24 protein-coding genes and 1 riboswitch are annotated in these 23,369 nt (G+C 63.3%); of the genes, 10 read left to right on the top strand and 14 right to left on the bottom strand.

Annotation, left to right across the window (positions count from 1 at the left end):
* The first annotated feature begins 15 nt into the window (after positions 1–15).
* Positions 16–1,113, top strand: a complete 1,098-nt coding sequence (gene gnd / locus P0D70_RS07360; RefSeq protein ID WP_408183968.1) for a phosphogluconate dehydrogenase (NAD(+)-dependent, decarboxylating) — start codon at positions 16–18, stop codon at positions 1,111–1,113.
* 15 nt (positions 1,114–1,128) lie between these two features.
* A complete protein-coding gene (locus P0D70_RS07355) occupies positions 1,129–1,821 on the top strand; it encodes an HAD family hydrolase (protein WP_091808317.1) in 693 nt (230 codons plus the stop codon).
* A 151-nt stretch (positions 1,822–1,972) separates the two neighbouring features.
* Here P0D70_RS07355 and P0D70_RS07350 read toward each other — a convergent pair whose 3' ends face one another.
* Together P0D70_RS07350 and P0D70_RS07345 are read right to left on the bottom strand one after the other, a co-directional pair.
* A complete protein-coding gene (locus tag P0D70_RS07350) occupies positions 1,973–2,509 on the bottom strand; it encodes an ankyrin repeat domain-containing protein (protein WP_408183928.1) in 537 nt (178 codons plus the stop codon).
* Positions 2,510–2,645: 136 nt separating this feature from the next.
* Complete coding sequence (locus P0D70_RS07345) at positions 2,646–2,771, bottom strand: hypothetical protein (protein ID WP_286162203.1); 126 nt, start codon at positions 2,769–2,771, stop codon at positions 2,646–2,648.
* A 413-nt stretch (positions 2,772–3,184) separates the two neighbouring features.
* Between P0D70_RS07345 and P0D70_RS07340 the strand changes: the two genes are divergently transcribed.
* Together P0D70_RS07340 and P0D70_RS07335 are read left to right on the top strand one after the other, a co-directional pair.
* Positions 3,185–5,578 (top strand): phosphoketolase family protein, encoded by a 2,394-nt coding sequence (locus P0D70_RS07340; RefSeq protein ID WP_408183927.1) that lies wholly within the window; start codon positions 3,185–3,187, stop codon positions 5,576–5,578.
* 13 nt (positions 5,579–5,591) lie between these two features.
* Positions 5,592–6,752 (top strand): acetate/propionate family kinase, encoded by a 1,161-nt coding sequence (locus P0D70_RS07335; RefSeq protein ID WP_408183926.1) that lies wholly within the window; start codon positions 5,592–5,594, stop codon positions 6,750–6,752.
* A 2-nt stretch (positions 6,753–6,754) separates the two neighbouring features.
* On the opposite strand, the gene P0D70_RS07330 is transcribed toward P0D70_RS07335, so the two are convergent.
* Both P0D70_RS07330 and P0D70_RS07325 read right to left on the bottom strand, forming a co-directional pair.
* The gene (locus P0D70_RS07330; RefSeq protein ID WP_408183925.1) at positions 6,755–7,015 is read right to left on the bottom strand and encodes a BON domain-containing protein; all 261 of its coding nucleotides are present in this window, start codon (positions 7,013–7,015) and stop codon (positions 6,755–6,757) included.
* Positions 7,016–7,197: 182 nt separating this feature from the next.
* Positions 7,198–8,409: a D-amino acid dehydrogenase gene (locus P0D70_RS07325; RefSeq protein ID WP_408183924.1), complete on the bottom strand. Its 1,212-nt coding sequence runs from the start codon at positions 8,407–8,409 to the stop codon at positions 7,198–7,200.
* 190 nt (positions 8,410–8,599) lie between these two features.
* A riboswitch (glycine riboswitch) is annotated at positions 8,600–8,692 on the bottom strand.
* Positions 8,693–8,901: 209 nt separating this feature from the next.
* Between P0D70_RS07325 and P0D70_RS07320 the strand changes: the two genes are divergently transcribed.
* The gene (locus P0D70_RS07320; RefSeq protein ID WP_408183923.1) at positions 8,902–9,534 is read left to right on the top strand and encodes a LysE family translocator; all 633 of its coding nucleotides are present in this window, start codon (positions 8,902–8,904) and stop codon (positions 9,532–9,534) included.
* A 41-nt stretch (positions 9,535–9,575) separates the two neighbouring features.
* Positions 9,576–9,971, top strand: a complete 396-nt coding sequence (locus tag P0D70_RS07315; RefSeq protein WP_091809312.1) for a PaaI family thioesterase — start codon at positions 9,576–9,578, stop codon at positions 9,969–9,971.
* Positions 9,972–9,998: 27 nt separating this feature from the next.
* Here the strand turns inward: P0D70_RS07315 and P0D70_RS07310 are convergent, their stop codons facing one another.
* The 3 genes from P0D70_RS07310 to P0D70_RS07300 form a co-directional block, all read right to left on the bottom strand.
* A complete protein-coding gene (locus tag P0D70_RS07310) occupies positions 9,999–10,526 on the bottom strand; it encodes a GNAT family N-acetyltransferase (RefSeq protein ID WP_408183922.1) in 528 nt (175 codons plus the stop codon).
* 6 nt (positions 10,527–10,532) lie between these two features.
* Positions 10,533–11,105 carry a helix-turn-helix domain-containing protein gene (locus P0D70_RS07305; RefSeq protein WP_408183921.1) on the bottom strand — a complete coding sequence of 191 codons (573 nt, stop codon included), beginning with the start codon at positions 11,103–11,105 and terminating at the stop codon, positions 10,533–10,535.
* A gap of 104 nt (positions 11,106–11,209) precedes the next feature.
* The gene (locus P0D70_RS07300; RefSeq protein WP_408183920.1) at positions 11,210–11,782 is read right to left on the bottom strand and encodes a lipocalin family protein; all 573 of its coding nucleotides are present in this window, start codon (positions 11,780–11,782) and stop codon (positions 11,210–11,212) included.
* 205 nt (positions 11,783–11,987) lie between these two features.
* Here P0D70_RS07300 and P0D70_RS07295 point away from each other — a divergent pair, with 205 nt between their 5' ends.
* Entirely contained in the window at positions 11,988–12,692 is a 705-nt protein-coding gene (locus tag P0D70_RS07295) for a YceH family protein (RefSeq protein ID WP_091808336.1), read from the top strand.
* A 3-nt stretch (positions 12,693–12,695) separates the two neighbouring features.
* Here P0D70_RS07295 and P0D70_RS07290 read toward each other — a convergent pair whose 3' ends face one another.
* The 6 genes from P0D70_RS07290 to P0D70_RS07265 form a co-directional block, all read right to left on the bottom strand.
* Positions 12,696–13,214, bottom strand: coding sequence for an SLATT domain-containing protein (locus P0D70_RS07290; protein WP_091808339.1), 519 nt, complete (start codon positions 13,212–13,214; stop codon positions 12,696–12,698).
* Between the two features lie 104 nt (positions 13,215–13,318).
* Positions 13,319–14,584: an acyl-CoA dehydrogenase family protein gene (locus P0D70_RS07285; protein WP_408183919.1), complete on the bottom strand. Its 1,266-nt coding sequence runs from the start codon at positions 14,582–14,584 to the stop codon at positions 13,319–13,321.
* 146 nt (positions 14,585–14,730) lie between these two features.
* Entirely contained in the window at positions 14,731–15,636 is a 906-nt protein-coding gene (locus tag P0D70_RS07280) for an ABC transporter permease (protein ID WP_408183918.1), read from the bottom strand.
* A gap of 2 nt (positions 15,637–15,638) precedes the next feature.
* The gene (locus P0D70_RS07275; protein WP_408183917.1) at positions 15,639–16,553 is read right to left on the bottom strand and encodes an ABC transporter permease; all 915 of its coding nucleotides are present in this window, start codon (positions 16,551–16,553) and stop codon (positions 15,639–15,641) included.
* A gap of 104 nt (positions 16,554–16,657) precedes the next feature.
* Entirely contained in the window at positions 16,658–17,953 is a 1,296-nt protein-coding gene (locus P0D70_RS07270) for an ABC transporter substrate-binding protein (protein ID WP_091808349.1), read from the bottom strand.
* Between the two features lie 101 nt (positions 17,954–18,054).
* Positions 18,055–19,113 (bottom strand): ABC transporter ATP-binding protein, encoded by a 1,059-nt coding sequence (locus P0D70_RS07265; RefSeq protein ID WP_408183916.1) that lies wholly within the window; start codon positions 19,111–19,113, stop codon positions 18,055–18,057.
* Positions 19,114–19,429: 316 nt separating this feature from the next.
* Between P0D70_RS07265 and P0D70_RS07260 the strand changes: the two genes are divergently transcribed.
* The 3 genes from P0D70_RS07260 to P0D70_RS07250 are packed head-to-tail and all read left to right on the top strand — an operon-like array spanning position 19,430 to position 21,726.
* A complete protein-coding gene (locus P0D70_RS07260; protein WP_408183915.1) occupies positions 19,430–20,395 on the top strand; it encodes a polysaccharide deacetylase family protein in 966 nt (321 codons plus the stop codon).
* Positions 20,392–21,126, top strand: a complete 735-nt coding sequence (locus tag P0D70_RS07255; RefSeq protein WP_408183914.1) for a GntR family transcriptional regulator — start codon at positions 20,392–20,394, stop codon at positions 21,124–21,126. The genes P0D70_RS07260 and P0D70_RS07255 overlap by 4 nt, the downstream gene beginning before the upstream one ends.
* A 9-nt stretch (positions 21,127–21,135) precedes the next feature.
* Positions 21,136–21,726, top strand: coding sequence for a flavin reductase family protein (locus tag P0D70_RS07250; protein WP_408183913.1), 591 nt, complete (start codon positions 21,136–21,138; stop codon positions 21,724–21,726).
* A gap of 49 nt (positions 21,727–21,775) precedes the next feature.
* Here the strand turns inward: P0D70_RS07250 and P0D70_RS07245 are convergent, their stop codons facing one another.
* Complete coding sequence (locus tag P0D70_RS07245; protein ID WP_408183912.1) at positions 21,776–23,362, bottom strand: gamma-glutamyltransferase family protein; 1,587 nt, start codon at positions 23,360–23,362, stop codon at positions 21,776–21,778.
* Between the last annotated feature and the right edge of the window lie 7 nt (positions 23,363–23,369).

Below are 23,369 nucleotides of genomic sequence, written 5' to 3'. Positions count from 1 at the left end.
AGCGAAATCACAAACATTGCCGCAGTACAACGAAGCAAATCGAGCAGCGCAACGAGGCACTTTCCGGAGCGAGATATGCAGCTAGGCATGATTGGTTTGGGACGCATGGGCGCCGACATGGTGCGGCGTCTGACGAAGGGCGGTCAGCAATGCATCGCTTACGACGTGCAGCCGGCGGCGGTGGAGAAGCTGAAACAGGACGGCGTGGCGGGCGCGGCGTCGCTGGAAGATCTGATCGCGCAACTCGAGAAGCCCCGCGCCGTATGGCTGATGGTGCCGGCGGCGGTGGTCGATATGACGCTGGAGAAACTCGTGCCTTTGCTGGAGCCTGGCGACATCGTGATCGACGGCGGTAATTCCTACTATCACGACGACATTCGCCGCAGCGCTGAGTTGGCCAAACGCCAGCTTCACTATGTGGACGTCGGCACGAGTGGCGGCGTGGCGGGCCGCGAGCGCGGCTACTGTCTGATGATCGGCGGCGAACCGGAGGTCGTGAAGCGGCTCGAACCGATTTTCTCGACCCTCGCGCCGGGCGCGGGCGCCGCGCCGGCTACACCGGGCCGCGTCAGCGGCGCGAGCACCGCGGAGCAGGGCTTTCTGCACTGCGGGCCGCACGGCGCGGGGCACTTCGTCAAGATGGTTCACAACGGCATCGAGTACGGCATGATGGCCGCCTACGCCGAGGGGCTGAACATTCTGCGCCACGCGGACGCCGGCAAGCACGCGCGCGAGGCCGACGCCGAAACGTCGCCGCTGCGCCGTCCCGAGTTGTACCAGTACGATCTGAATCTCGCCGACGTCACCGAGGTCTGGCGGCGCGGCAGCGTGATCGGTTCATGGCTGCTCGATCTGATCGCCGGCTCGCTGGTCAGCGACGCCGATCTGCAGAACTACGCAGGGCGCGTATCCGATTCGGGCGAGGGGCGCTGGACGGTGGCGGCCGCCATCGACGAAGGCGTGCCCACGCCGGTGCTGAGCGCCGCGCTGTTCGCGCGCTTCAGTTCGCGCGGCGAAGCGGATTTTGCAAACCGGGTGCTCTCGGCAATGCGGCATGATTTCGGCGGCCACGTCGAGAAAGCGGCCACGCCGTCCGATGGGCCGAAAGGCTGATTCCAGGGAGCCGCGATGCAAGCCACTACTGCTACGCCGCACGACGTCGTGTTTCTGTTCGATTGCGATAACACTCTGCTGGACAACGATCTTGTGCTGGCCGATCTGCGCGCGCACATGATGCGGGAGTTCGGCGCGCAGAACGCCGCGCGATACTGGGAAATCTTCGAGACGCTGCGCACGGAGCTCGGTTACGCCGACTACCTGGGCGCGCTGCAGCGCTATCGCCTTGAGCGGCCGCGCGACACGCGGCTCCTGCTCATGTCCTCGTTCCTGATCGACTATCCGTTTGCGAGCCGTCTGTATCCGGGCGCGCTGAACGTGCTGCGGCATCTGAGCGCACACGGTCCCACGGTTATCCTCTCCGACGGTGATGTAGTGTTCCAGCCGCGCAAGATCGAACGCTCCGGGCTATGGGATGAGGTCGAAGGGCGGGTGCTGATCTACATCCACAAAGAGTTGATGCTCGATCAGGTGATGGAGTGTTATCCCGCCCGCCACTATGTGATGGTCGACGACAAGCTGCGGATTCTGGCAGCCATGAAAAGGGCGTGGGGCGCGAAACTGACGACGGTGTTTCCCCGCCAGGGGCACTATGCGTTCGACCCGAAAGAGATCGCCAGCAATCCGCCGGCGGATGTGACCGTCGAGCGAATCGGAGAGCTGGTGGATATCGACGTGGAGTGGCTGTTGGCGGAGAAAGGCTAGGTCTTTCGCGGCGCTTGCGAGTCTGCGTGGATCATTCCCGCTCTCAGGGATGTAACAAGCGCCGCAAGCCAACGCCGCTCCAGCGCAAGAACCGAGTTTCTTCAAGCCTCACCGCGGTTCAAGAGCCAAGTTCCTTCAAACGCGCTGCGTCTCAGGAACCAAGCTCCTTCAAACGCGCTTGCGCATCGCCGGCGCCCATACGGCCGGCTGCGTCCATGGCCGTTACGCCATTCGCATCGCGCGCTTTCGGATCAGCGCCGTGCGCAATCAGCAATTCCATGATCGCCGTGCGATTGAACATCGCGGCGATCATCAACGCGGTGCGTCCGTCCGGCGACGCGCCTTCCACATCCGCACCATGCGCGAGCAAGCTTTCGATCACCGTGTCGAAGCCCTTGAAAGCCGCGCCTGCTATCGGCGTCTGCCCGTTGTCGTTGCGCAGGTTCGGATCGGCGCCGCGTTCGAGCAGCGTGCGCACGGCTTCGACGTGACCGTGGTAACTGGCCAGCATGACGAGGCTGTCGCCCTTGTCGTTACGCAAATTCGGCGGTACGCCTTTTTCGATCACCGCCGCGAGCATCGCGGCATCGCCGCGCCGCGCGAGGTCGAAGACCTGCTGCGCCAGTTCGAGCAATTCCGGGTCGATCGGCTGGCCGGCGGGCGGGGAAGTATCAGCGTGGTCCGTCAATGGCATCTCCTTGCAGTAAAGCCGGGCGTCGCACGTCTCGCGAACGCATGAGTGCGCACGAGTGTCCATAAGATGGCGCCGGCAAGATTCTCTCAGGATACACATCTTGCGCCGGCCACGCCCGCGTCAGCGGCGCTCAGCCGTGTCCGAACAGCTTGACCAGCAAGCCGAACACACCGATCAGAACAGCGACACCCGCGAACAGCAGCACGAATGTGATAACGAGGATCAACGGTGCTTTCCAGCGGCTGGGTGTCGGCATGATCGAGTGGTCAGGTAAGGAGGGTCGGCAAAGCGGGATGCGCAGATGCGCTCCGCCGCCGTGCGTACAAGATCACGAGGATAAACGCATTCCCTTAATATGCGCTTACGTCTGGCGTAAGCGGCGTGATGCTGAGTGCCTGCGATATTGCGGACATGTAGTTGGCTCAAGCCGGAGACGATTGCATCGAACCATGCCGCGCGCTTCCTGTCACACTGCGTGACGTGCACGGGCTCGCTGCATGAACAGCGGCATGAATTCCCGCTGCAATGAGGTTTGGCCTCTACGCTTTCGTTATGTCATCTGCGTGACAGGATGGCCGGGTGCGCTGATTTCTGCGCGCCCGCCGCATCACGAACCATCGCCGCCGCGCCCGTTAACCCGCCTGACCGTCCTTTTCAAGGAGTGACGCCGTGGCTGAAGCAACTTCCCGTCCTACACCGCCGCAAGTTCTAGACGCCGATACGTTGCGCAACATGGATCGCTACTGGCGCGCCTGCAACTACCTTTCGGCCGGCATGATCTATCTGCGCGACAATCCGCTGCTGCGCGAACCGCTGAAGCCCGAACACATCAAGAACCGTTTGCTGGGCCATTGGGGTTCGGACCCGGGGCAGAGTTTCCTGTTGGTGCATCTTAACCGGCTGATCAGGAAGCTCGATCTGAATGTCATCTACGTGGCGGGTCCCGGTCACGGTGCGCCGGCCACGCTCGCGCATTGCTATCTGGAAGGGCATTACTCGGAAATCTATCCGGACCGCAGCGAAGACGAAGCCGGCATGCAGCGCTTCTTCCGGCAGTTCTCGTTTCCTGGCGGCATCGGCTCGCATTGCACGCCCGAGACGCCCGGCTCGATTCACGAAGGCGGCGAACTCGGCTATAGCCTCTCGCACGGCTACGGCGCCGCGTTCGACAACCCCGATCTGATCGTCACCGTCATGATCGGCGACGGCGAAGCGGAAACCGGGCCGCTTGCCACCTCGTGGCACTCGAACAAATTCCTCAATCCGATCCGTGACGGCGCGGTGTTGCCGGTACTGCATCTGAACGGCTACAAGATCGCCAATCCGACCATTCTCGCGCGCATTCCCCGCGAAGAACTGGAAGCCTTGCTGACCGGCTACGGCCACAAGCCGTATTTCGTCGAAGGCGACGATCCCGCCGTCATGCATCAACAGATGGCGGCGACGCTCGAACAGTGCATCGGAGAAATCCGCGCGATCCAGCAGCATGCGCGCGAGAGCAACGACGCGTCGCGGCCACGCTGGCCGATGATCGTGCTGCGTTCGCCCAAAGGCTGGACCGGCCCGAAGGAAGTCGACGGCCACAAGGTGGAAGGCTCGTGGCGCGCGCATCAGGTGCCCGTGCTCGATCCGGTGACCAATGGCAAGAGTCTGAAGCTGGTGGAAAGCTGGTTGCGCAGTTACGAGCCCGAGTCGCTGTTCGACGAAGCAGGGCGCCTCGTGCCGGAGTTGCGCGAGCTCGCCCCGAAGGGCGCGCGCCGCATCAGCGCGAATCCTCACGCGAATGGCGGCCTGTTATGCAAGACGCTCGACATGCCGGCGTTTCGCGATTTCGCGGCCGCGGTGAAGAAACGGGGGGGCTCGTATCTATCGCCGACCGAGGTGCTCGGCAAGTTCCTGTGCGAAGTGATGCGCCGGAACATGACGAACTTTCGTGTGTTCGGCCCCGACGAAACCGCGAGCAACAAGCTGACCGCGATCTATGAAGCGTCCGCGAAAACCTGGCTCGCGCAGACCGTCCCGAGCGACGCGGACGGCGGCGAACTCTCGGTGGACGGCCGCGTGATGGAAATGCTCAGCGAACACACGCTCGAAGGCTGGTTCGAAGGCTATGTGCTGACCGGCCGGCACGGCCTGTTCGCCACCTACGAAGCGTTCGTGCACGTGATCGATTCCATGTTCAACCAGCACGCCAAGTGGCTGGAGAAAGCGAAACGCGATCTCGGCTGGCGGCAGCCGGTGCCGTCGATCAACCTGCTGATCACCTCGCTCGTGTGGCGGCAGGATCACAACGGCTTTACGCATCAGGACCCCGGTTTTCTCGATGTCGTTACGAACAAGAGCCCGGACGTGGTGCGTATCTATCTGCCGCCTGACGCGAATTGCCTGTTAAGCGTCGCCGATCATTGCTTGCGTTCGCGCGATTACGTCAACGTGATCGTCGCCGACAAGCAGCCGCATTTGCAGTATCTCGACATGGACTCGGCGGTCACGCATTGCACCAAAGGTATCGGCATCTGGGACTGGGCGTCGACGGATCAGGGCGTCGAGCCCGACTTGGTGATGGCCTGCGCGGGCGACATCGCGACCATGGAGGCGCTCGCCGCCGTGCAGATTCTGAAGGAGCAGTTCACCGACCTGAAGATCCGCTTTGTCAACGTGGTCGATCTGTTCCGGTTGATGCCGGAGCACGCGCATCCGCACGGTTTGTCCGACCGCGATTTCGATTCGTTGTTTACCGCCACCAAACCGGTGATTTTCAATTTCCACTCGTATGCGTCGCTGGTTCACAAGCTGACTTATAACCGCACGAACCACGACAACCTGCATGTGCATGGTTATCACGAGAAGGGCAACATCAACACGCCGCTCGAACTGGCGATCATCAACCAGGTCGACCGCTTTTCGCTCGCGATCGACGTGATCGATCGCGTGCCGAAACTGCGCGGTGTCGGCGACCATGCGAAGGAATGGTTGCGTGGCCAGATCATCGAACATCTGGCGTATGCGCACGCCGAGGGCATCGACCGGGAAGAGATCCGCAACTGGACGTGGAAAGGCTAAGCGAGGCATGACCATGCGCACTCCAGACGGTGCTGACGATCAAACAATTCTGGTGTTGAACAGCGGTTCGTCGTCGCTGAAGTTCGGCTTGTTCCGGTACGCCGGTGGCGACGAATCGCTCCTGCTGGAAGGCAGCGCGCAAGGCATTGGACGCAGCGACGGCAGTTTGCGGATCAAGGCGCCCGACGGCCGTGTACTGCTGCAGCAGGAGCACGAACTGGAATCGCAGACCTACGCGCTGCAAAAGCTCGCGCAGGTGCTTGCGCAACAGCATCATGCGCGGCCTTCGGCGGTAGGGCATCGGGTGGTGCATGGCGGGCCGCATTTGCGCATGCATCAGCGGATTAGCGCCGACGTGCGGCGTCAATTGCAGGACGCCGTGCACTTTGCGCCGCTGCACATTCCCCCGGCACTTGCGTTGATCGACGAGGCCGAGAAAATTTTCGACGATGCACCGCATTTCGCCTGTTTCGATACGGCGTTTCACGCCACACTGCCGCCGCGCGCGGCTCAACTCGCGTTGCCGCGTCGTTATGTGGAGGCCGGCGTGATGCGCTACGGTTTTCATGGGCTGTCTTATGAATCACTGGTGACGCGGCTCGGCGCCGACTTGCCGGCGCGCGCGGTGTTCGCGCATCTCGGCAACGGTTCGAGCGTGTGCGCGCTGCGCGACGGCCAGTCGATCGATACGTCGATGGGACTGACTCCGACCGGCGGCGTGCCGATGGGCACACGCAGCGGCGATCTCGACCCGGGTGTGCTGCTGTATCTGATGCGCGTGGAGAAGCTCGATGCCGGCGCATTGGAGACGCTGCTCAATCGCGAAAGCGGTCTTGCCGGCTACGCGGATGGCGAGAGCGATATGCAGGCGTTGGAAAAACGCGCTGCGGCGGGCGATGCGAATGCGTCGCTCGCGATCGATGCCTTTGCCACTGCGGTGCGCAAGACGATCGGCGGCTATGCGGCGTTGCTGGGCGGAATCGATTTGCTGGTGTTTACCGGCGGCATTGGCGAGCACAGCCAGGCGATTCGCACGCGCGTCTGCGACGGGCTGGCTTTCATGGGACTAACCGAAGGCGATCCGGCGGGCAAGGTGAAGGCGATTCACACCGAGGAGGAAAAGCAGATCGCGCGGCATTGCCGCGCGCTATTACGTCAGGCAACCAAGGGCTGACTTCATTCTGACTTGATGACAGTGTGATCCAGAACGCCCGTTACACCGAACAGGCGCGTCACGTCTTCGAGTGCAGCGGTGCGTTGCTGGTCGCGCTGCAACTCGCCATGCAGCGTGATACGGCCGCGCGAGACTTGGACCTTCACGGCATGCTCGGGAACCGCGGCGTCCCAGGCGAGACGCCGCGTCGCTTCCTTCGCGATCTGTGCATCGCTCAGGCGTGTGTCGTGTGCCTTGGGTTTTACGCTGCGGGCGTGCGGCATGGGTTCTCCACCGAAGTAACACGGATGGAAGAACACTAGCAGAAATGGAGAATCTGGCATTGGCTGACGGCTGCGGTCTCGCGCCACAGCCGCCGCCCAAACTCCAGCAGCACGGGGAGTTCAAATCTGGCGACGGCTGTGATGTCGAGCCACCGCCGTTAGCGAAACCGCCCGCATCACGCCTACTGAATCGCGCCCGCGAGCGCCTGCGCGGTTGCGGCCGACAAGGTCCAGCCCAAATGTCCGTGCCCGGTGTTGTAGAACACGCCACGCCGTTTTCCACGGCCCACCTTGGGCAGCATGCTCGGCAGCATCGGCCGCAAGCCCGCCCACGGAATCACGCGCGAGGTCGATACCTCAGGGAAATACCGCCGCGTCCAGTCTACTAGCGGTGCAATCCGGTCCGAACGGATATCCCGGTTGAAGCCGTTGATCTCCGCCGTGCCGGCCACGCGAAAGCGATCCACGCCTAGGCGGCTCGTCACGATCTTCGCGCTGTCGTCGAGCAGGCTCACCCAAGGGGCGCGCTGCTGGCTGATTTCATCATCGAGACAAACAGTGATCGAATAGCCCTTCACCGGATAGATATTCACGTGGTCGCCGAGCATGGCTGCAAAATCGCGGCTCTTCACCCCGGCGCAGACGACGATCCGTTCGAACGCAAAGCGCTGCGATTCGCCTTCGAGATTGACCGCCAGTGTAAAACGGCCCTCGGCAGGCTGCTCGATCGAGGTGATCTCGGCATCGTAATGAAATTCGACGCCGTGCCGCACGCACGCCTGAGCAAGGCCGCGCGTGAACTTGTGAATATCGCCGGTCGAATCGGACGGCGTGAAGAATCCGCCGTAAAAATCGCCGTGCAACGTGGGTTCGATGCCATGCAGCTCGCTCGCCGTCACCGGGCTGCGCTCGAGGCCGCCTTCGCGCAGCAATGCGTTGACCTTGCTGGCGGCGTCGAATTCCTTGCGCGTCTTGTAGATATGCAGAATGCCCCGCCGTTCGAGATCGAAGTCGATGCCTTCGGTTTCGGCAATCGCAAACAGATGCTCGCGCGCGGCGATCGCGAGCCGCACGGTTTCGACGGTATTCGCCCGATAGTGCGGAATCTGCCGCAGGAATTCGCCCATCCACGAGTACTTGTGCCAGGTGGGTGTGGGATTGAGCAACAGCGGGGCGTCGCGCGTGAGCATCCAGCGCAGGCCTTTCATGACGGTGGCCGCGCTGTTCCAGACTTCGGCATTGCTGGCGGACAACTGCCCGCCGTTGGCGAACGAGGTCTCCATCGCCGCATAGCGGTGGCGTTCGAAAACGGTGACGTGGTGGCCGCGCTGGGCGAGGGCGTGAGCGGTCGTGACGCCGGTAATGCCGGCGCCGATAATGGCGATTCGTGACATGTCATGGTCCAGAGTAGTTGAGCATCACCGGTGTCGATTTCATGTCGAAACCGGCGTCGATGCCCCATCTGTCCATGTACCTGAGAGTTTCTTCCCCGCGGCGGCCGGCCCGTCATGAGTGATGAGTCGTGCGCGGAGAATCCCCTTCGGTGGGCGCACGCGGTATGCCGGTGCGCCGCTCTCCAGATGTTCCTGCTGCGCGGTCCTTTTGCCTGAGAGTTTCCGGGGCGGTTGCTCCGTCGGCGTCGTCCGAATTTCTGACGATCTCTCCCGCGCTGCATTGCAGAACGGCTCGACGATACCGTTCAAAATAATTCGCCGCAAGTGTTTCGTGCGAGTCACCGCACAAGAAGTGGCCAGAAGCGCCGCAATTGAACATGAATGCGGCTCATACGCCAATGCGAATTTCTCAAGCCGGCCGCGACGCTGAAATCGGCGGCATCGGCTATATTTGGCGGCACTGTCCGACTTTCATTCGCCAAGGAGAATGCCGTGCCCGCCCTCACAACGCTGCTCGCCTTCGGTCTGGTCTCGCTCGGCATGGTGCTCACGCCTGGGCCGAACATGATCTACCTGATCTCGCGATCGCTCTGTCAGGGTCGTCGCGCGGGCCTCGTTTCTCTTGGCGGCGTCGCGCTCGGCTACGTGTTCTACATGTTCTGCGCGGCGTTCGGCATTACCGCGCTGCTGCTGACGGTGCCCTACGCGTACGACGCATTGCGTTTCGGCGGCGCGCTCTATCTGTTGTATCTGGCCTGGCAAGCGGTTAAACCGGGCGGCCGTTCGCCGTTCCAGGTGCGCGACCTGCCGCACGACAGCCGCAGCAAGCTCTTCACCATGGGACTCGTCACCAACCTCGCGAATCCGAAGATCGCGGTGATGTACCTGTCGCTGCTGCCGCAGTTCATTTCGCCGGGGCACGGCAGCGTGCTCGCGCAGTCGATCGCGCTCGGCTGTGTGCAGATCGTCATCAGCGTAACGGTCAATGCGCTGATCGCGAGCATGGCGGGCTCGATTGCCGTGTTTCTCGCCGGGCGGCCGGTGTGGCTGCTGGTGCAGCGCTGGTTGATGGGCACCGTGCTTGCCGGACTTGCGGTCCGCATTGCGCTCGATTCGCGCCGTTGAGCGCATTTTGCATCTCTCATCTCGAACACAAAGGCATGCTCATGTCCGACTTTCCCATCGACAACCCGTTTCTCGAATCGCTCGGCGTTCGCCTGACGCAATGGCGCGACGGTTACGCGGAACTGGTCATGCCGATCGATGCCAGCAAGCTCAATCGCCAGGGCGTGCTGCAAGGCGGCGCGATCGCGACGCTGCTCGATGCGTCGGCGGGTTATGCGGGAATCTTCGCGCCGAGCGGCGACCCGGCGCGGCATGCGTTCACGCTGTCGCTGACCACCAACTATCTCGACAAGGGACTCGGTGAACTGGTCACCGCCAAGGGTTTTCTGGAGCGTGCGGGCCGCTCGATTTTTTTCTCGCGCAGCGAGGCGTGGGTGGACGGCAAGCTGCTGATCGCCAGCGCGCAGGGCACGTTCAAATATTCGAAGACCGCGTGAGGCGCACAGGCCGGGCCCGCGCTTCGCTCATAGCGCCTTGTACATGATGGTGGTCGAGTCGAACTCATGGGTGTGCGTGCCACGCGCGTATCCCGGGATCACGCCTGCTGTCCGATAACCCAGTGCGGTATAGAGCGGCTCGGCGTGGTCGCCGGTGCGGGTGTCGAGGGTGAGCAGGCTGCGCTGCAATCCATGCGCATGGCGTTCGAGTTCCGTCATCAGCGCCCGCGCAATGCCCTGACGGCGGAACGCCGGATGGACAAGCAGTTTGCGCACCTCGGCGCGATGCCGCTGATTCGGCATCGTGTCGTAATCCAGTTGCACGGTGCCCGCAATCGCTTCGCCCTGACGCGCGACCAGCAGCACGAGGCCGCCGGCACGCAACGAAGGCAGCACTTTGATGCGCCAGAACGCCTCGCACTCGTCGGCGCCACACGGCATCACGAAGCCGACGCTGGCCCCGTCATGCACGCAGGCGCCCAGCAGCGCGCCGAGTTCAGGGAGATGACGCGCGAGGTCGTCGGCGGAGAAAGGGGTGAGGGTGGTCGCGCTCATGCTGGCTCACACGATGAACAGAATATAGCGGGCCGCGCTGTGCGCGGGCGTCACGAAAGCGCTGGGGCCGAACAGTTGGTAGCGCAGGCAGTCGCCGGGTTGCAGGTTGTGGCGCTGGCCGTCCACGGTGATCTGCAACTGCCCGTCGAGCAGGATCAGATGATGTTCGAGGCCGGGCCGCGGCGACGCGTCGTAGGTAATGCGCACACCGGCGTCGAGTTCGCATTCCAGCGCCTCGCCGCTCAACGCCTGAGCGGGTGGCGACACGGAACGCCGCCGGAAGCCGATGCTGGCGTCGGTCCAGAGCGGCTGGGCGTCGCGCGGCACGAGCGGCGCGAAATCTTCCTCGACCATGTGCATGAGGCGCGACATGGGCAGGCCGTAAGCCACGCAGAGTTTGCCGAGCACGCTCGCCGTGGGGCTCACGGCGGCGTTTTCGAGGCGCGAGAGCGTCGCGCGGCTCACGCCGCTCAGTTTCGCGAGATCGTCGAGCGACCAGTTACGCTCGGCGCGCAGCGCCCGCAGCCGCTGGGCGATACGGCGGTCGATGGCGTTGTCGTCGGAGAGTGGGGTTTCCATATTCGGGAAAATATCTCAAATATGGAAACCGGTCAATGAGGACAAAAATCGGATCTGTCCGGCTGACGCGGACCAACCGTCCGATAGCCGGCCAGGAGCGCGACTTACTCGTGCCTCGTCATACGCAGCATCGACGTGTCGTAACCCAGCGCGCGGACCCGCTCGATCAGCGCGTCTTTCACGCTCGCAGCCGGCGTGGCCTCACGCGTGAGGATCCACAGATAACGTCCGCTCGGCTCGCCGACGATCGACCAGCTATAGTCGTCCGCGTGATCTAGCACCCAGTAGTCGCCGAAGAAGAATGGGCCGAAGAACGACACCTTCAACTTGGCATTGCCCGAATCGGCGACCACCTTCGCGCGGCCCTTCGCGACGTCCAGCGGACCGTTCACCGCGCCTTGGTGGCAACTGTTGACCACGTCGATCAGGCCGTCGTCGCGCGTGGCGTACTCGGCGGTGACCGCTTCGCAATCGCGCTCAAAGCGGTTTTCATAGCGCGCCAGTTCATACCATCGGCCGAGATAGCGGCTGAGGTCCACGGGCTTCGCGGGCTCGGGCACGTGCGCGTTGCCGCTCTTGCCGGCCGGGCTGAGCGCGCACGCGCCAAGCAGGCAGACTGCGCCGACCACGAGTGAAATGGCGCTCAGGCGCAGGACCGGTTGACGGCGTAGGGGCATTGATCGACTCCATAAGGGAAGAATGTTCTGTGTCAGCACGCCACGTGCCAGACGGCCGCGTGCGCGCCCGGCCGTGGCGGAGATGGGTACACCTTCGCGGCCGTGGCCGTTTATCATAGTGCCCACCAACCAGAAAGCGCCGCCCGGCTGTGCAACGGTAAGGCAACATCCACGAGACCCGGCGGCTCATGCCGCGACATCATCCATGAATTCCACTCCCGACACTTCTTCCCGCCCTTCGATCCGCGCGTTGACCCTGCTTGAAGGACGCGTACTCGGCGTGCTCGTCGAAAAGCAGCACACGGTGCCGGACAGCTATCCGCTTTCGCTCAACGCGCTGACCTTGGGCTGCAATCAGAAGACCGGCCGCGCGCCGGTCATGAACGCCACCGAAGCCGAGGTGCTGACCGCCGTCGACGGCTTGAAACGGTTGAGCCTCGTCATGGAGGGCAGCAGCAGCCGCGTGCCGCGCTTCGAACACAACATGAATCGCGTGCTGGGTTTGCCGAGCCAGTCGGCGGCGCTGCTCACCACCTTGCTGCTGCGCGGCCCGCAAACCGCCGCCGAATTGCGGCTCAATAGCGCGCGTCTGCATGGCTTTGCCGATATCTCGTCGGTCGAGGCGTTTCTCGACGAACTCGCGGCCAACGACCCGCCACGGGTCGTGAAACTTGCGCGCACGCCGGGCGAGCGCGAGAACCGCTGGACACATTTGCTGTGCGGCGAAGTGAGTGCGAGCGAGCTGGCGCAGCCAGGCGCCGAAGACGACGCCGTGCCGCTGTCCGCGTTCGAGGCGGTCAAGGCCGAACAGAAGCGCCTTGCCGATGAAGTGAGCCGGTTGCAGGCCGTGGTGCGCCGTATGGCGGCGGAGCTGGGTATTGATGCCGGAGATCTGACGGCCGGCGAATGAGGCTCACGCGTCGCGGCTGCGCGGCGTATCCGCGGAGAGCGTGCGTTGGGTGCGATAAAAGACGCGCGGCGGCACGTTGGGCGAGTCTTCGGCGAGCCGGTCGAGTTCGTCGCGGATCGCGGTGAGATAGTGGCCGTCACGCGCATCGGCGTCGCCCGCAAAAACCGCTTCGAGCCTGCGGCGCACCGCGCCATAGCGCGCGCCGGCGGCGCGATGCTTCTCGGCGCGTTCGGCGTAGCGCAGGAAGGTTTGCAGCGCGGAGGCGACCGCGGCCGCCACGCTCACGAAGCCGATAAAAATCTTCAGTTCCGGTGAGACGGCGGACGCGTGCAGGGACGCAAACACAGCCGTTCCCACGAAGGCGGTCAACGCGGTGGCAAGCCAGCCGACCTGGCGGTCACGCGCCGATAGCAGATCCGCCATGTCGTAGTGGCTCATCTGGGATTCGCGCGCACGGCGAATCCACTTCAGCAGAAGCTGGTTTTCGTCGACCGGAGGCTCGTAGGCAGGCAGGTTCTTCATGTCGCTCGTCAGGGCAGTTCGGTTGCGCAAGCTTAGCGCATGCGCCTGACGACACTGTGCCACAGGAAGGCGGCGAGCCTCACCAGGAGGCCGGCTGGCCGTGTTTATGCCGCTGCCGCGATCTCTGTCTGCCGCGTCACACCGAAGCGCTCGTTATGCGCGTTGCCATTCAGGTAGAAGTCACCAATCGCGGCCTCGCGAATGATCGCCGGATTGTGCGACGCCAGCACGCGCGCGTTGCGCCAGTAGCGATCGAAGCGGCGCGTCTCGCTGGTGGCCGATGCGCCGCCCACTTCGAACAGCAGCGTCGCCGCTTGCAAGGTCTGCTCGATGACGATCTGCTGCGCCTGGAAAGTCTGGATGTCGAGGTGAATGTAAGTCTGTTCGTCGGCACGGCCTTCCTCGCGCGCGACGGAGACTTCATCGATGGCGCGCGCAAGCGACGTGCTGATGCTTTGCGTCGAATAAGCGAGGCTCGCAAGCCGGCCGACCACGCGCTGCACGAGCGGATTGTCGCGCGGACTCGACGCGCCCGGCACGCCGAAGGTCCGGGTTTTGGTCTGCGTGAACGCGACCGCATCGCGCAGCGCCGCGCGGCTGATGCCCGCGAGGTTCGCGACATGCAGCGCCTGATAGTAAGCCGTGAGCAGGCTGTTGCGACGCGGTTCGGCGGCGTTATAGCGGCGGTAGAGGTTATCGAGCGAGACCGGCACCTGCGTGAAGCGGGCCGTGCCGCTGCCGGTGAGGCGCTGCCCGAAGCCGTCCCAGTCGTCGATACGTTCGAGGCCCGGCGCGTCGGATTCCACGAGCACGCGCAGGTCGCTCGAACCGTCGTGCGCGGTGACGTCGACCCAGTCGGCGTAGAGCGTGCCGGTGGTGTAGTACTTCTCGCCGTCAAGATGCCATGCGCCATTGGTCTGCGTCAGGCGCACGCTGTTGTTGGTGACGCCCGTGCGCTCGGACACCGCGCCGCCGACAATCTGACCTTGCGCCACCCGCGTAAGCCAGCGCTCACGCAGCGATTCGTCGCCGTTTTCCAGCAGCGCTTCGATAAAGCCGCCATGCACGCGCAGGATTTGCGGCAGATTCGAGTCCGCCTCGCCGAGACGCGTGGCCAGCGCGAAGAATTGCGTGAGCGAGATGCCTTCGCCGCCGTATTTTTTGGGCACGCGCAGCCGCGTGTAGCCCGCTTCACGCAGCCATTCCACGGGCGCGTAAGCGAGTTCGCGCTGTTGCTCGCGCTCCACCGCGCCTTCCGCGATACGGGCGAAAACGGGAGCGAAGCGGCGCGTCAGCGGATCGTCGCCGAAGAGTTGCGCGGCATCGGCGATGCTGTGGTCAGCGTGGGTTGGCGATTCGACTGCGGACATGGGTTCTCCGAAACGAGGCGCGCGTGAGGCGCAATCAGAGAACGGTAAGGGACGGGGCGGGTGCGAGCAACGAAGTTTTTGGCCGATTCTTAGCAGCGGGCGTGAAATGACTGCCGGGCAGCGCCTGGAATCGGCGGAGAACGCGCCTATTGCAATCCCGCCACCGCGCGCCTGCGCGCCAGCAATCGCACGGCGAGCAGGCACACGCCCATCACCGTTAGCGACAACACCGTCGTCATGGTGCCCAGCGCGTAGATCACTGGTGTGGTCACCGACGTGGTGAGACCCTGAAGTTCGAGCGGCAAGGTGTTCTGATCGCCGATCGCCTGCGAGGTGCGGGCAATCTCGTCCCATGAGAGCGTGAAGCCGAACATGGCCACGCCCACCACCGAGGGGCCGATGATCGGCAGCACTACGTGCCGGAAACTCTGCCACGGCGTCGCGCCGAGATCGCGGGATGCTTCTTCGTAAGCCGGATTGAAACGGTTGAACACCGCGAACATGACCAGCAAACCGAACGGCAGCGTCCATGTGAGATGCGCGCCGAGCGCGGACGTGAAGAGGCCCATCGAGGTGGTGTAGGTATCGGCGAAAGACTGATAGCCCCAGGCCGTTGCCAGGTACTTCACGCTGTTATCGAGCAGGCGGAACGTTAGACCGATGCCGAGCGAAACGATAATGGACGGCATGATCAGGCTCGCCACGGAGACGTAGAACACTGCCGTATCGCCGCGAAATTTTCGGCGAAAGGCGAGGCCCGCCGCGACGGAGAACAGCACCGTCAGCACCGTGACAGCTACGGCTAACCGCACGGAGCGCCCGAACGCGGACCAGATATCCACATCGCCCACGCCGTCGCGCAGCACGGAGAACCAGTGCAGCGACACGCCGCGCATGGGAAACGTGAGGCCGCCTTCCGGACCCTGAAACGACAGGATGAAAATGGTGATCACCGGTCCGTACAGGAACAGCACGAACAGGCCGAACAGGAGCGCCAGCCAATAGAAACTCGCCGGGCGGCGCTCGCGATGGTTGAGGCGAATGGCCTGCATCTTCAGAGCTCCTTGCGGATGTCGACGACCCGCGTCAAACCCCACACGATCATCAGCACCACGGCGAGCAAGATGATTGCATTGGCCGCCGCGGCGGGAAATTGCAGGTAGCCGGTCTGCACCTGAATGATCTTGCCTACCGAGGCGATCTGCTGGCCGCCCATCACGCCGACGGTCAGAAAATCGCCCATCACGATCGTAATCACGAAGATCGAGCCGATCACAATGCCGGTTTTCGACAGCGGCAGCACCACGTCGCGCACCACTTGCCAGCCGCTCGCGCCGGCGTCGCGCGCGGCTTCGAGGAGCGACCGGTCGATCCGCATCATCGCGTTGAAGATCGGCACGATCATGAAGAACGTGTAGAGGTGAACGAACGCGAGCACTACCGAAAAGTTCGAATACAGCAGCCATTCCAGCGGCTGATCGATTAGATGCGCGCCGAGCAGCGCCTGATTGACGAGACCGTTGCGGCCGAGTAGCGGCATCCATGAAATCATGCGGATCACGTTCGAGGTCCAGAACGGAATCGTGCAGACGAGGAACAGCACGGTCTGCATGCTCGTGGTGCGCACATGAAAGGCGAGAAAGTAGGCGATGGAAAAACCCAGCAGCAAGGTCACCGCCCACACGATCGCGCAGAACTTGAGCGTCGACCAGTACGTCTTGAAGGTGACGCAGAGGTCCGTCATCGACGAACAGCCGTTGAAGATCGCCGCGTAGTTCTTCAGCGTGAACGCGGGGATGATCTGGTATTCGTTGAAGTCCCAGAAGCTGACGATCAGCGTGATGACCAGCGGCACGATAAAAAACAGCAGGAAGGTCAGCGAGAGCGGCGTCGCCTGCAACCATGCCGGCGCGCGGCGATGTTTGACGGGCGCGTCCTGCGCGTGCGAGGGAAGGTCGATCGTTGCCATGGGCGTATTTCTAAGGAGTGACTGTGCGTGCGGATAGCGGATGAGAACCGGCGCGGCGGGCGCCGGCTCTCATGCCCGATCGCGGCTTCTACCACGGTGGTCGGTCAAGCCGCGATGAACTCGTTCCACTTCTGGACCATATAAATGTTCTCGTCCATCACCGCGTTCCAGCACGCAATCGCGCCCATGCGCTGGTTGTACGAGCCGCCGTCACGCACGGTGCCGGCTTTTTCGAGCAGCTGGCCGTCCGGCGCCTTGATGTCCTGGGCGGCCGCCTTGCCTTCGATCCAGTAGTCCCACTCGTAAGGCTGCATATGCGTCTTCGCGGTTTCGAGCACGCCCGAGTAATAGCCCTGACGCATCAGATAGGCGCCCGCCCAGCCGTCCTGGAACCAGTTGACGAATTCATACGCCGCATCGAGCTTCTTGCCTTGCAGCGAGCGCGGGAAGCCGAAGCCCGAGGCCCACGAACGATAGCCTTCCTTGAGCGGCTGGAATTTGCAGGCGATACCCATGGTGCGGACTTTCGTCACGGCCGGCGACCACATCGACTGGATCACGACTTCGCCCGAGGCCATCAGGTTCACGCTTTCGTTGAAGTCCTTCCAGAACGCGCGGAACTGGCCGGCGCGTTTCGCTTCGATCAGGATCTTGATGGTCTGATCGATTTCGGCCTTGGTCATGTTGCCTTTGTCGCCGTATTTCACGTGACCCATCGCCTCGATCGCCATGGCCGAATCCATGATGCCGATCGCGGGAATGTTCAGCAGCGCCGCCTTGCCCTTGAACTGAGGATTGAGTAGTTCGGCCCAACTGTCGATAGGCCGCTTGATCAGGTCGGGGCGAATGCCGAGCGTATCCGCGTTGTACGTGGTGGGAATCAGCGTCATCCACTCGGTCGGCGTGGCGGAGAATTCGGTGGAGCGCGGGCCGGTGAGGAACATCACCTTCTTCGGCGCGGTGCCCTGATCGCCGATCTTCTTGCCGTTGACTTCACCGCGCGTGAGCACCGGCGTGATCTTGTCGGCAAGCTTGATGCGCTTCGCGTCCATGCCGGCCAGCGTGCCGGCCGGAATCAGCTTCTTCAGCGCGAAATATTCGGTGTCGACAATGTCGAACGAGTTGGGCTGCGTGATGATGCGCTTGGCGACGTCGTCGGTGGTCACCGGCACGTATTGAATCTCGATGCCGGTGTCTTCCTTGAATTTCTTCGCGATGTCGGCGCTCTGATTGACCGCCGTGCCGAGGTAACGCAACGTGATTTTTTCCTGCGCGTGCACGTACGGAAAACCGGCAATACCGGCTGCCGCCACTGCACCCTTGATGAACGTGCGGCGCGACAGGCCTTTTTCCTTCCCATCCGTTGCGGCCGGTGCCGGGCTCTCGTTCGTTTCACTCATTGCTTTCTCCTCAGTTGACGTTCGATTGACGTTCGGTTTTAGCTTGCTGGAACGCTCATGCGCGGCAATGTCATGCCGTTTCAATGCGAAGACTTCACTACTCAGGCCGCGAGCGGATGCGCGTCCTGTTCGTTCCACCAGACCACCACGCGGGCATCGGGACCGAGCCGCGCCGGATCGTAATCACCGTCGCTCACGAGCGAGATCAACTCGGGCGAACCGTCGAGCGGGTCGAGCGTCATGCGCAGATGCGTGCCCTGATACTCGGCTTCGCGCACTGTGCACGGCACGCCGCCAATGCGCGTCATGCCGTTGTCGCCGCTCGCGTTCTGCACCGGCGTGATGCCATGCGGCACAACGCGCAGGTGATCGGCACGCACGGTAAACAACCGGCCATTGGTTTTGAAGACGTTGTGGCCGCCGAGAAAGCGCGCCACGAATTCGGTGCGCGGACGGTTGAAGACTTCATGCGGCGTGCCGCTTTGCTCGATACGGCCGTGACTCATCACCACGACCAGATCGGCGAGCGCCATGGCTTCTTCCTGCGAATGCGTGACGTGCACGAACGTAATGCCGAGTTCTTTCTGCCAGCGCTTGAGTTCGGCGCGCATCTGCACACGCAGGAACGGGTCGAGCGCGGAGAGCGGTTCGTCGAGCAACAGGCAGCCTGGCTGGTTGAGCAACGCACGGGCGAGCGCGACACGCTGCTGCTGGCCGCCAGAGAGTTGGGCCGGTTTGCGTTCGGCATACGCCGACATGGCGACCAGTTCCAGCAGCTCGGCGGCGCGCTTGCGCCGCACATCTTTGGCGATGCCGCGCATCTTCAGGCTGAACGCGACGTTGTCGAGCGCGCTCAGATGGGGGAACAGCGCATAGTTCTGGAACACCATGGCCGTGCCGCGAGCAGCCGGCTCCGCGCGCGTGACGTTGCGGCCGGCGATCAGAACGTCACCTTCGGTGACGGATTCATGCCCGGCGATCATGCGCAAGGTCGAGGTCTTGCCGCAGCCCGACGGTCCGAGCAGGCAGCAGTACTGGCCGCCTGCAATACGCAGATCGATTGCGTCGACGGCAAGCGAGTCGCCGTATTGCTTCGACACGTGCACCAGTTCGATATCGGCGGCTTTGGTTTCGAGCACCGTTGAAACAGGCTGAATCATGAAAAGGTGTCCTCGTGAACGGCGAAGAGCAGGGGCGCACGAAAACTGCAGCGGCGCCTGAACGAAACCAGCCAAATGCAAGACATGTGCCATCCGTTGCATCGAGTGGTTCGCTGATTGCCGACACAGCCGTGCGCTTAACGTCTACGAGTTGGCTCACATATTGCAAACGATCCGCAGTGTCGATCGTTAGCGATCCAAGCGAATTTTCTTGCGCGATCACGGTGCGTCTTCGTTCCGTCTCGGGGCATGAATCGGCCAATCCGGTTCATGCGTGACGCAACCGGCCGCGTTTCATCACCCACGGCTTCTTCACATGAACGACACACGGAACATGCCTGCAGCAGAGAACCGCGCGCGTCAGTTGCTTGCCACGCACGGCCGCTTTGCGTACCGGCCGATCACCGACAGCGACGCGTTCCGCTGGCCTGGCGACACCGGGCTCGCGGTCTATCTGGGCTTCAACATCGAACACTTTGCGTTTGGCGAGGGGCTCGGCGCGGCGCTCGGCCCGATCTCGCCGCAACCGGATGTGCTCAACCATAGCTGGCGTGAATACGGCAATCGCGTCGGCGCGTGGCGCTGCATCGAACTGTTCGATCAGCTCGATCTGCCGGCCGGTACGCTGATCAACACCGCGCTTTACGATCACTGTCCTGAGCTGATCGAAGCCTGTGTGGCGCGCGGCGACGAACTGATCGGCCACGGCCACACGAACGCGCACCGGCAGAGCGATCTGGACGAGAACGGCGAACGCGAGCTGCTTCTGCATTGCCGCGAACGGATCGTCGAAGTGTCGGGCACGACACCGCACGGCTGGCTTTCGCCGTGGATTTCGGAGTCGCATCTGACGCCCGATCTGCTCGCCGAGACCGGCTACCGCTACACGCTGAACTGGTGTCACGACGACCGTCCGGTACGGATGGCCACGCGCGGCGGGCCGCTGTGGTCGATTCCGTATCCGCAGGAACTGAACGATTTGCCGATGATGGTGGGCCGCCATATGGATGGCCGCGCGTTCGCCGACATGATCGTCGACCAGTTCGACGAGATGCTGGAGCAGGCCAATCGCGGCACGCAGCCCCAGGCGCTGGTGATGGGCATTGCGCTGCATCCGTATCTGGTGGGGCAGCCGTATCGCTTGCGGCATTTGCGCCGCGCGCTTCAGCATATCGCCGCGGCACGCACACGAGGCGACGTGTGGATCACCACGCCGGGTGCAATCGCGGATCATATGGACCGACTGGAGCGGGACGGCGTCGTGCGCCCGGCGATTGCATGAACGCAAAAGCCGGCGCGGCCACCGCGAAACAATCCCGCAAGGACGATGCGGATCTCGACGCGCGCATCTATCAGTCGATTTTCGACGGCGTGCTGAATCACCGGCTGACGCCGGGCACGAAGCTGCCGGAGCCCGAGTTGTGCCAACTGTTCGGCGTGGGCCGCGCGGTCGTGCGGCGCGTGCTGGAAAAGCTCGCTTATGACGGTATTGTCGTATTGCGGCCGAATAAAGGAGCGGTGATTGCCGAGCCCACGCCCGAGGAAACCCGCGAGATCTTCGAAGCGCGGCGCTCGGTCGAGCGGATGCTGGTCGAACTGGCCGTGCAGCGCGCGAACGCGACGGACATCAGGGCGTTGCGCGAGCAACTCGCGAGCGAACATGAAGCGATGCACCGCTTCGACCAGCCTTCATGGGCGAGGCTCGCCAGTGGCTTTCATATGCGCATCGCCGCGCTGGCGGGCAATTCGATTCTGCAAAACTATCTGAAGGAACTGGTCTCGCGCTGCTCGCTGATCGTGGGTGTGTATGAACCGCCGGGGCATGCGCCGTGCGAGCACGCGGAGCATGCGGCGATTGTCGATTGCATCGAGGCGCGCGATGCGGCCGGCGCGATAGTGCATATGGAAGCGCATTTGCGTGACATCGAAGAACGGATCGAGACCTCGCGGATGCGCGGCGAAAAGAGCCTCGGCCAGCTGCTCGGCATTACCGGATCCGTCACTCCCAACTAGGCAGCCGATATGGAAATCGATTTCGAAGCGATCACCGAATATCAGCGTTACAAGCTGATGGCGAGTCTGATCGTGCCGCGTCCGATCGCGCTCGTCACCACGCTCGGCGCCGACGGCACGATCAACGCCGCGCCGTTCTCGATGTTCAACATGCTCGGCGAGGAACCGCCGATCGTGATGATCAGCATCAACCGCGTGGCGGACGGCACACTCAAGGACACGGCGGTGAATATCGGGCGTACCGGCGAGTTCGTGGTGCATCTCGCGGACGAAGCCATTGCGGACAAAATGCATCGCTGCGGAGAAAGGCTGCCGCCGAACGTGAGCGAGCTGACCGCGGTCGGCTTGACGCCGCTGCCGAGTTCGCACGTCGCGCCGCCGCGCATTGCGGAAGCACCCGTCGCGTTCGAGTGCACGATCTGGGAGACGCTGGAGACAACCAGCCGGCAGATTTTCATCGGACGCGTGCACCGGTTGCACGCGCGCGACGAGTTGATCGACACCGAAACGTGGCGCGTGCGTTTGCAACACTACTTTCCGGTTGGGCGTTTCGGTGCGAGCGACTATGTGACGACGCGGGACCGCTTCACGCTCGGGTGACGCAGCGGCGTTCATCACATAGCCCGCATCACGTTGCATCATTGGGGCATCACACCGCCAGCGCACGCCCATCGCTGCGCGGATCATGCGCGCCTGAAACCGACCCGTCCGGCTCGATGCGAATCACGCCCGGATGCCCCGCCAACGGACTCTGCGCCGCAATCGCGCTCACTTCATGACCCCGCGCGGCGAGCGCCGCGAACACGTCGGCGCCGGCGTCCGCTTCGAGCTTCAACGCATCGCGTGTGTCGGAGAAGGTTTTGCCGAGCAGAAAGCGCGGGCGGGCGAGGGCGGTCAGCGGGTCCATGCCGTAGTCGATCAGTCGCGTGAGAATGGCGGCCAGCGTTTGCGGCTGACCGTCCGCGCCTTGCGTGCCGAATAGCAGTTGAGGGCGGCCGTCCTTTACATACATGCCGGGATTCAGCGTATGGAAGGGCCGCTTGCCCGGCTGCACGGCGTTGTGATGCGCGGGGTTCGTGCTGAACGACGCGCCGCGGTTGTGCCACAGAATGCCGGTATCGCCCGCCACCACGCCGCTGCCCCAATCGAAGTACACCGTTTGGAGCACGCTCACGCTGCGACCTTCGCGATCCGTTGCGCCGATGAACACCGTATCGCCCGGGCGAAATACGTGTGGCCACGCACGCGCTTCACGCAGGTTGATGGAGCGTGCGTGAGCGTCGAGCGTGGCGGGCGAGAGCATCTCGTCGACCGGCACGAAGTTGAACTCCGGATCGCAGACGAACCGATCGCGATCCATGAATGCGCGTTTGACCGCTTCCACCAGCAGGTGATAGTAATCGGCGCTGCCTTCCGGAATCGATCCAAGGTCGAAGCGCTCCAGCGTGCCCATGATCTGCAAGGTCGTCACGCCTTGCGTGGGCGGCTGCATGCTCACCAGTTCGCCGCCACGGTAGGCGACACGCAACGGTGCTTCATTGCGGGCGTGCGTGCGGGCGAGGTCGCTCGAACTGAGCGGCGAACCGGCTTGCCGGAGGCCATCGGCAATGCGTTCAGCCAACTCGCCTTCGTAAAACTCGCGTGCGCCGAAACGCGCAATCCGGTTGATACTTTTCGCCAGCGCCGGTTGAACGAAGCGCTCGTCGATGGCGGGAATATGGCCGTGCGGCGCGAAGGTCGCGGCGAAGCCGGGCAACGCGTGCAACTCGTCGGCGCGCATGCTCTGCCAGAAATGCTGCGACGGCGTGACCGGAAAGCCGTCGGCGGCCAGTTCGTGCGCGCGTTCGAACAGTGACGGCCACGACTGCTGGCCGCCCCACGCGCTTTGGCTGATCTCGTACGCTTGCTGCCATGTATCGACGGTCGCGGCCGTGGTGATCGCCGACGCGGCCCCGCGCAGCGGAATCGCTCCGTTGTACGCGGGCAGTTGCGCCGCAGCCTGGCCGATGCCCGATACCGTGCGCAACATGCCTTGCCGGTCGCCGATTACCCAGAAGGCGTCGCCGCCGAGTCCGGTGAAATGCGGGTACGTCACACACAATGCGGCGCCGATGGCGATGGCGGCTTCGATCGCATTGCCGCCCGCGCGCAGGACGTCGCGGCCTGCTTCGCTCGCCAACGCGTGAGGGCTGGTGACCATGCCGCCGTGCGTGCCGGCGGGTTTCTGATTGTGCATCGAGGCT

Source organism: Paraburkholderia sp. RL17-381-BIF-C, from assembly GCF_046026435.1.
Taxonomy (GTDB): domain Bacteria; phylum Pseudomonadota; class Gammaproteobacteria; order Burkholderiales; family Burkholderiaceae; genus Paraburkholderia.
Note: the sequence above shows the minus strand (reverse complement) of the source record. Positions and strands in the feature narration are given on the sequence as shown.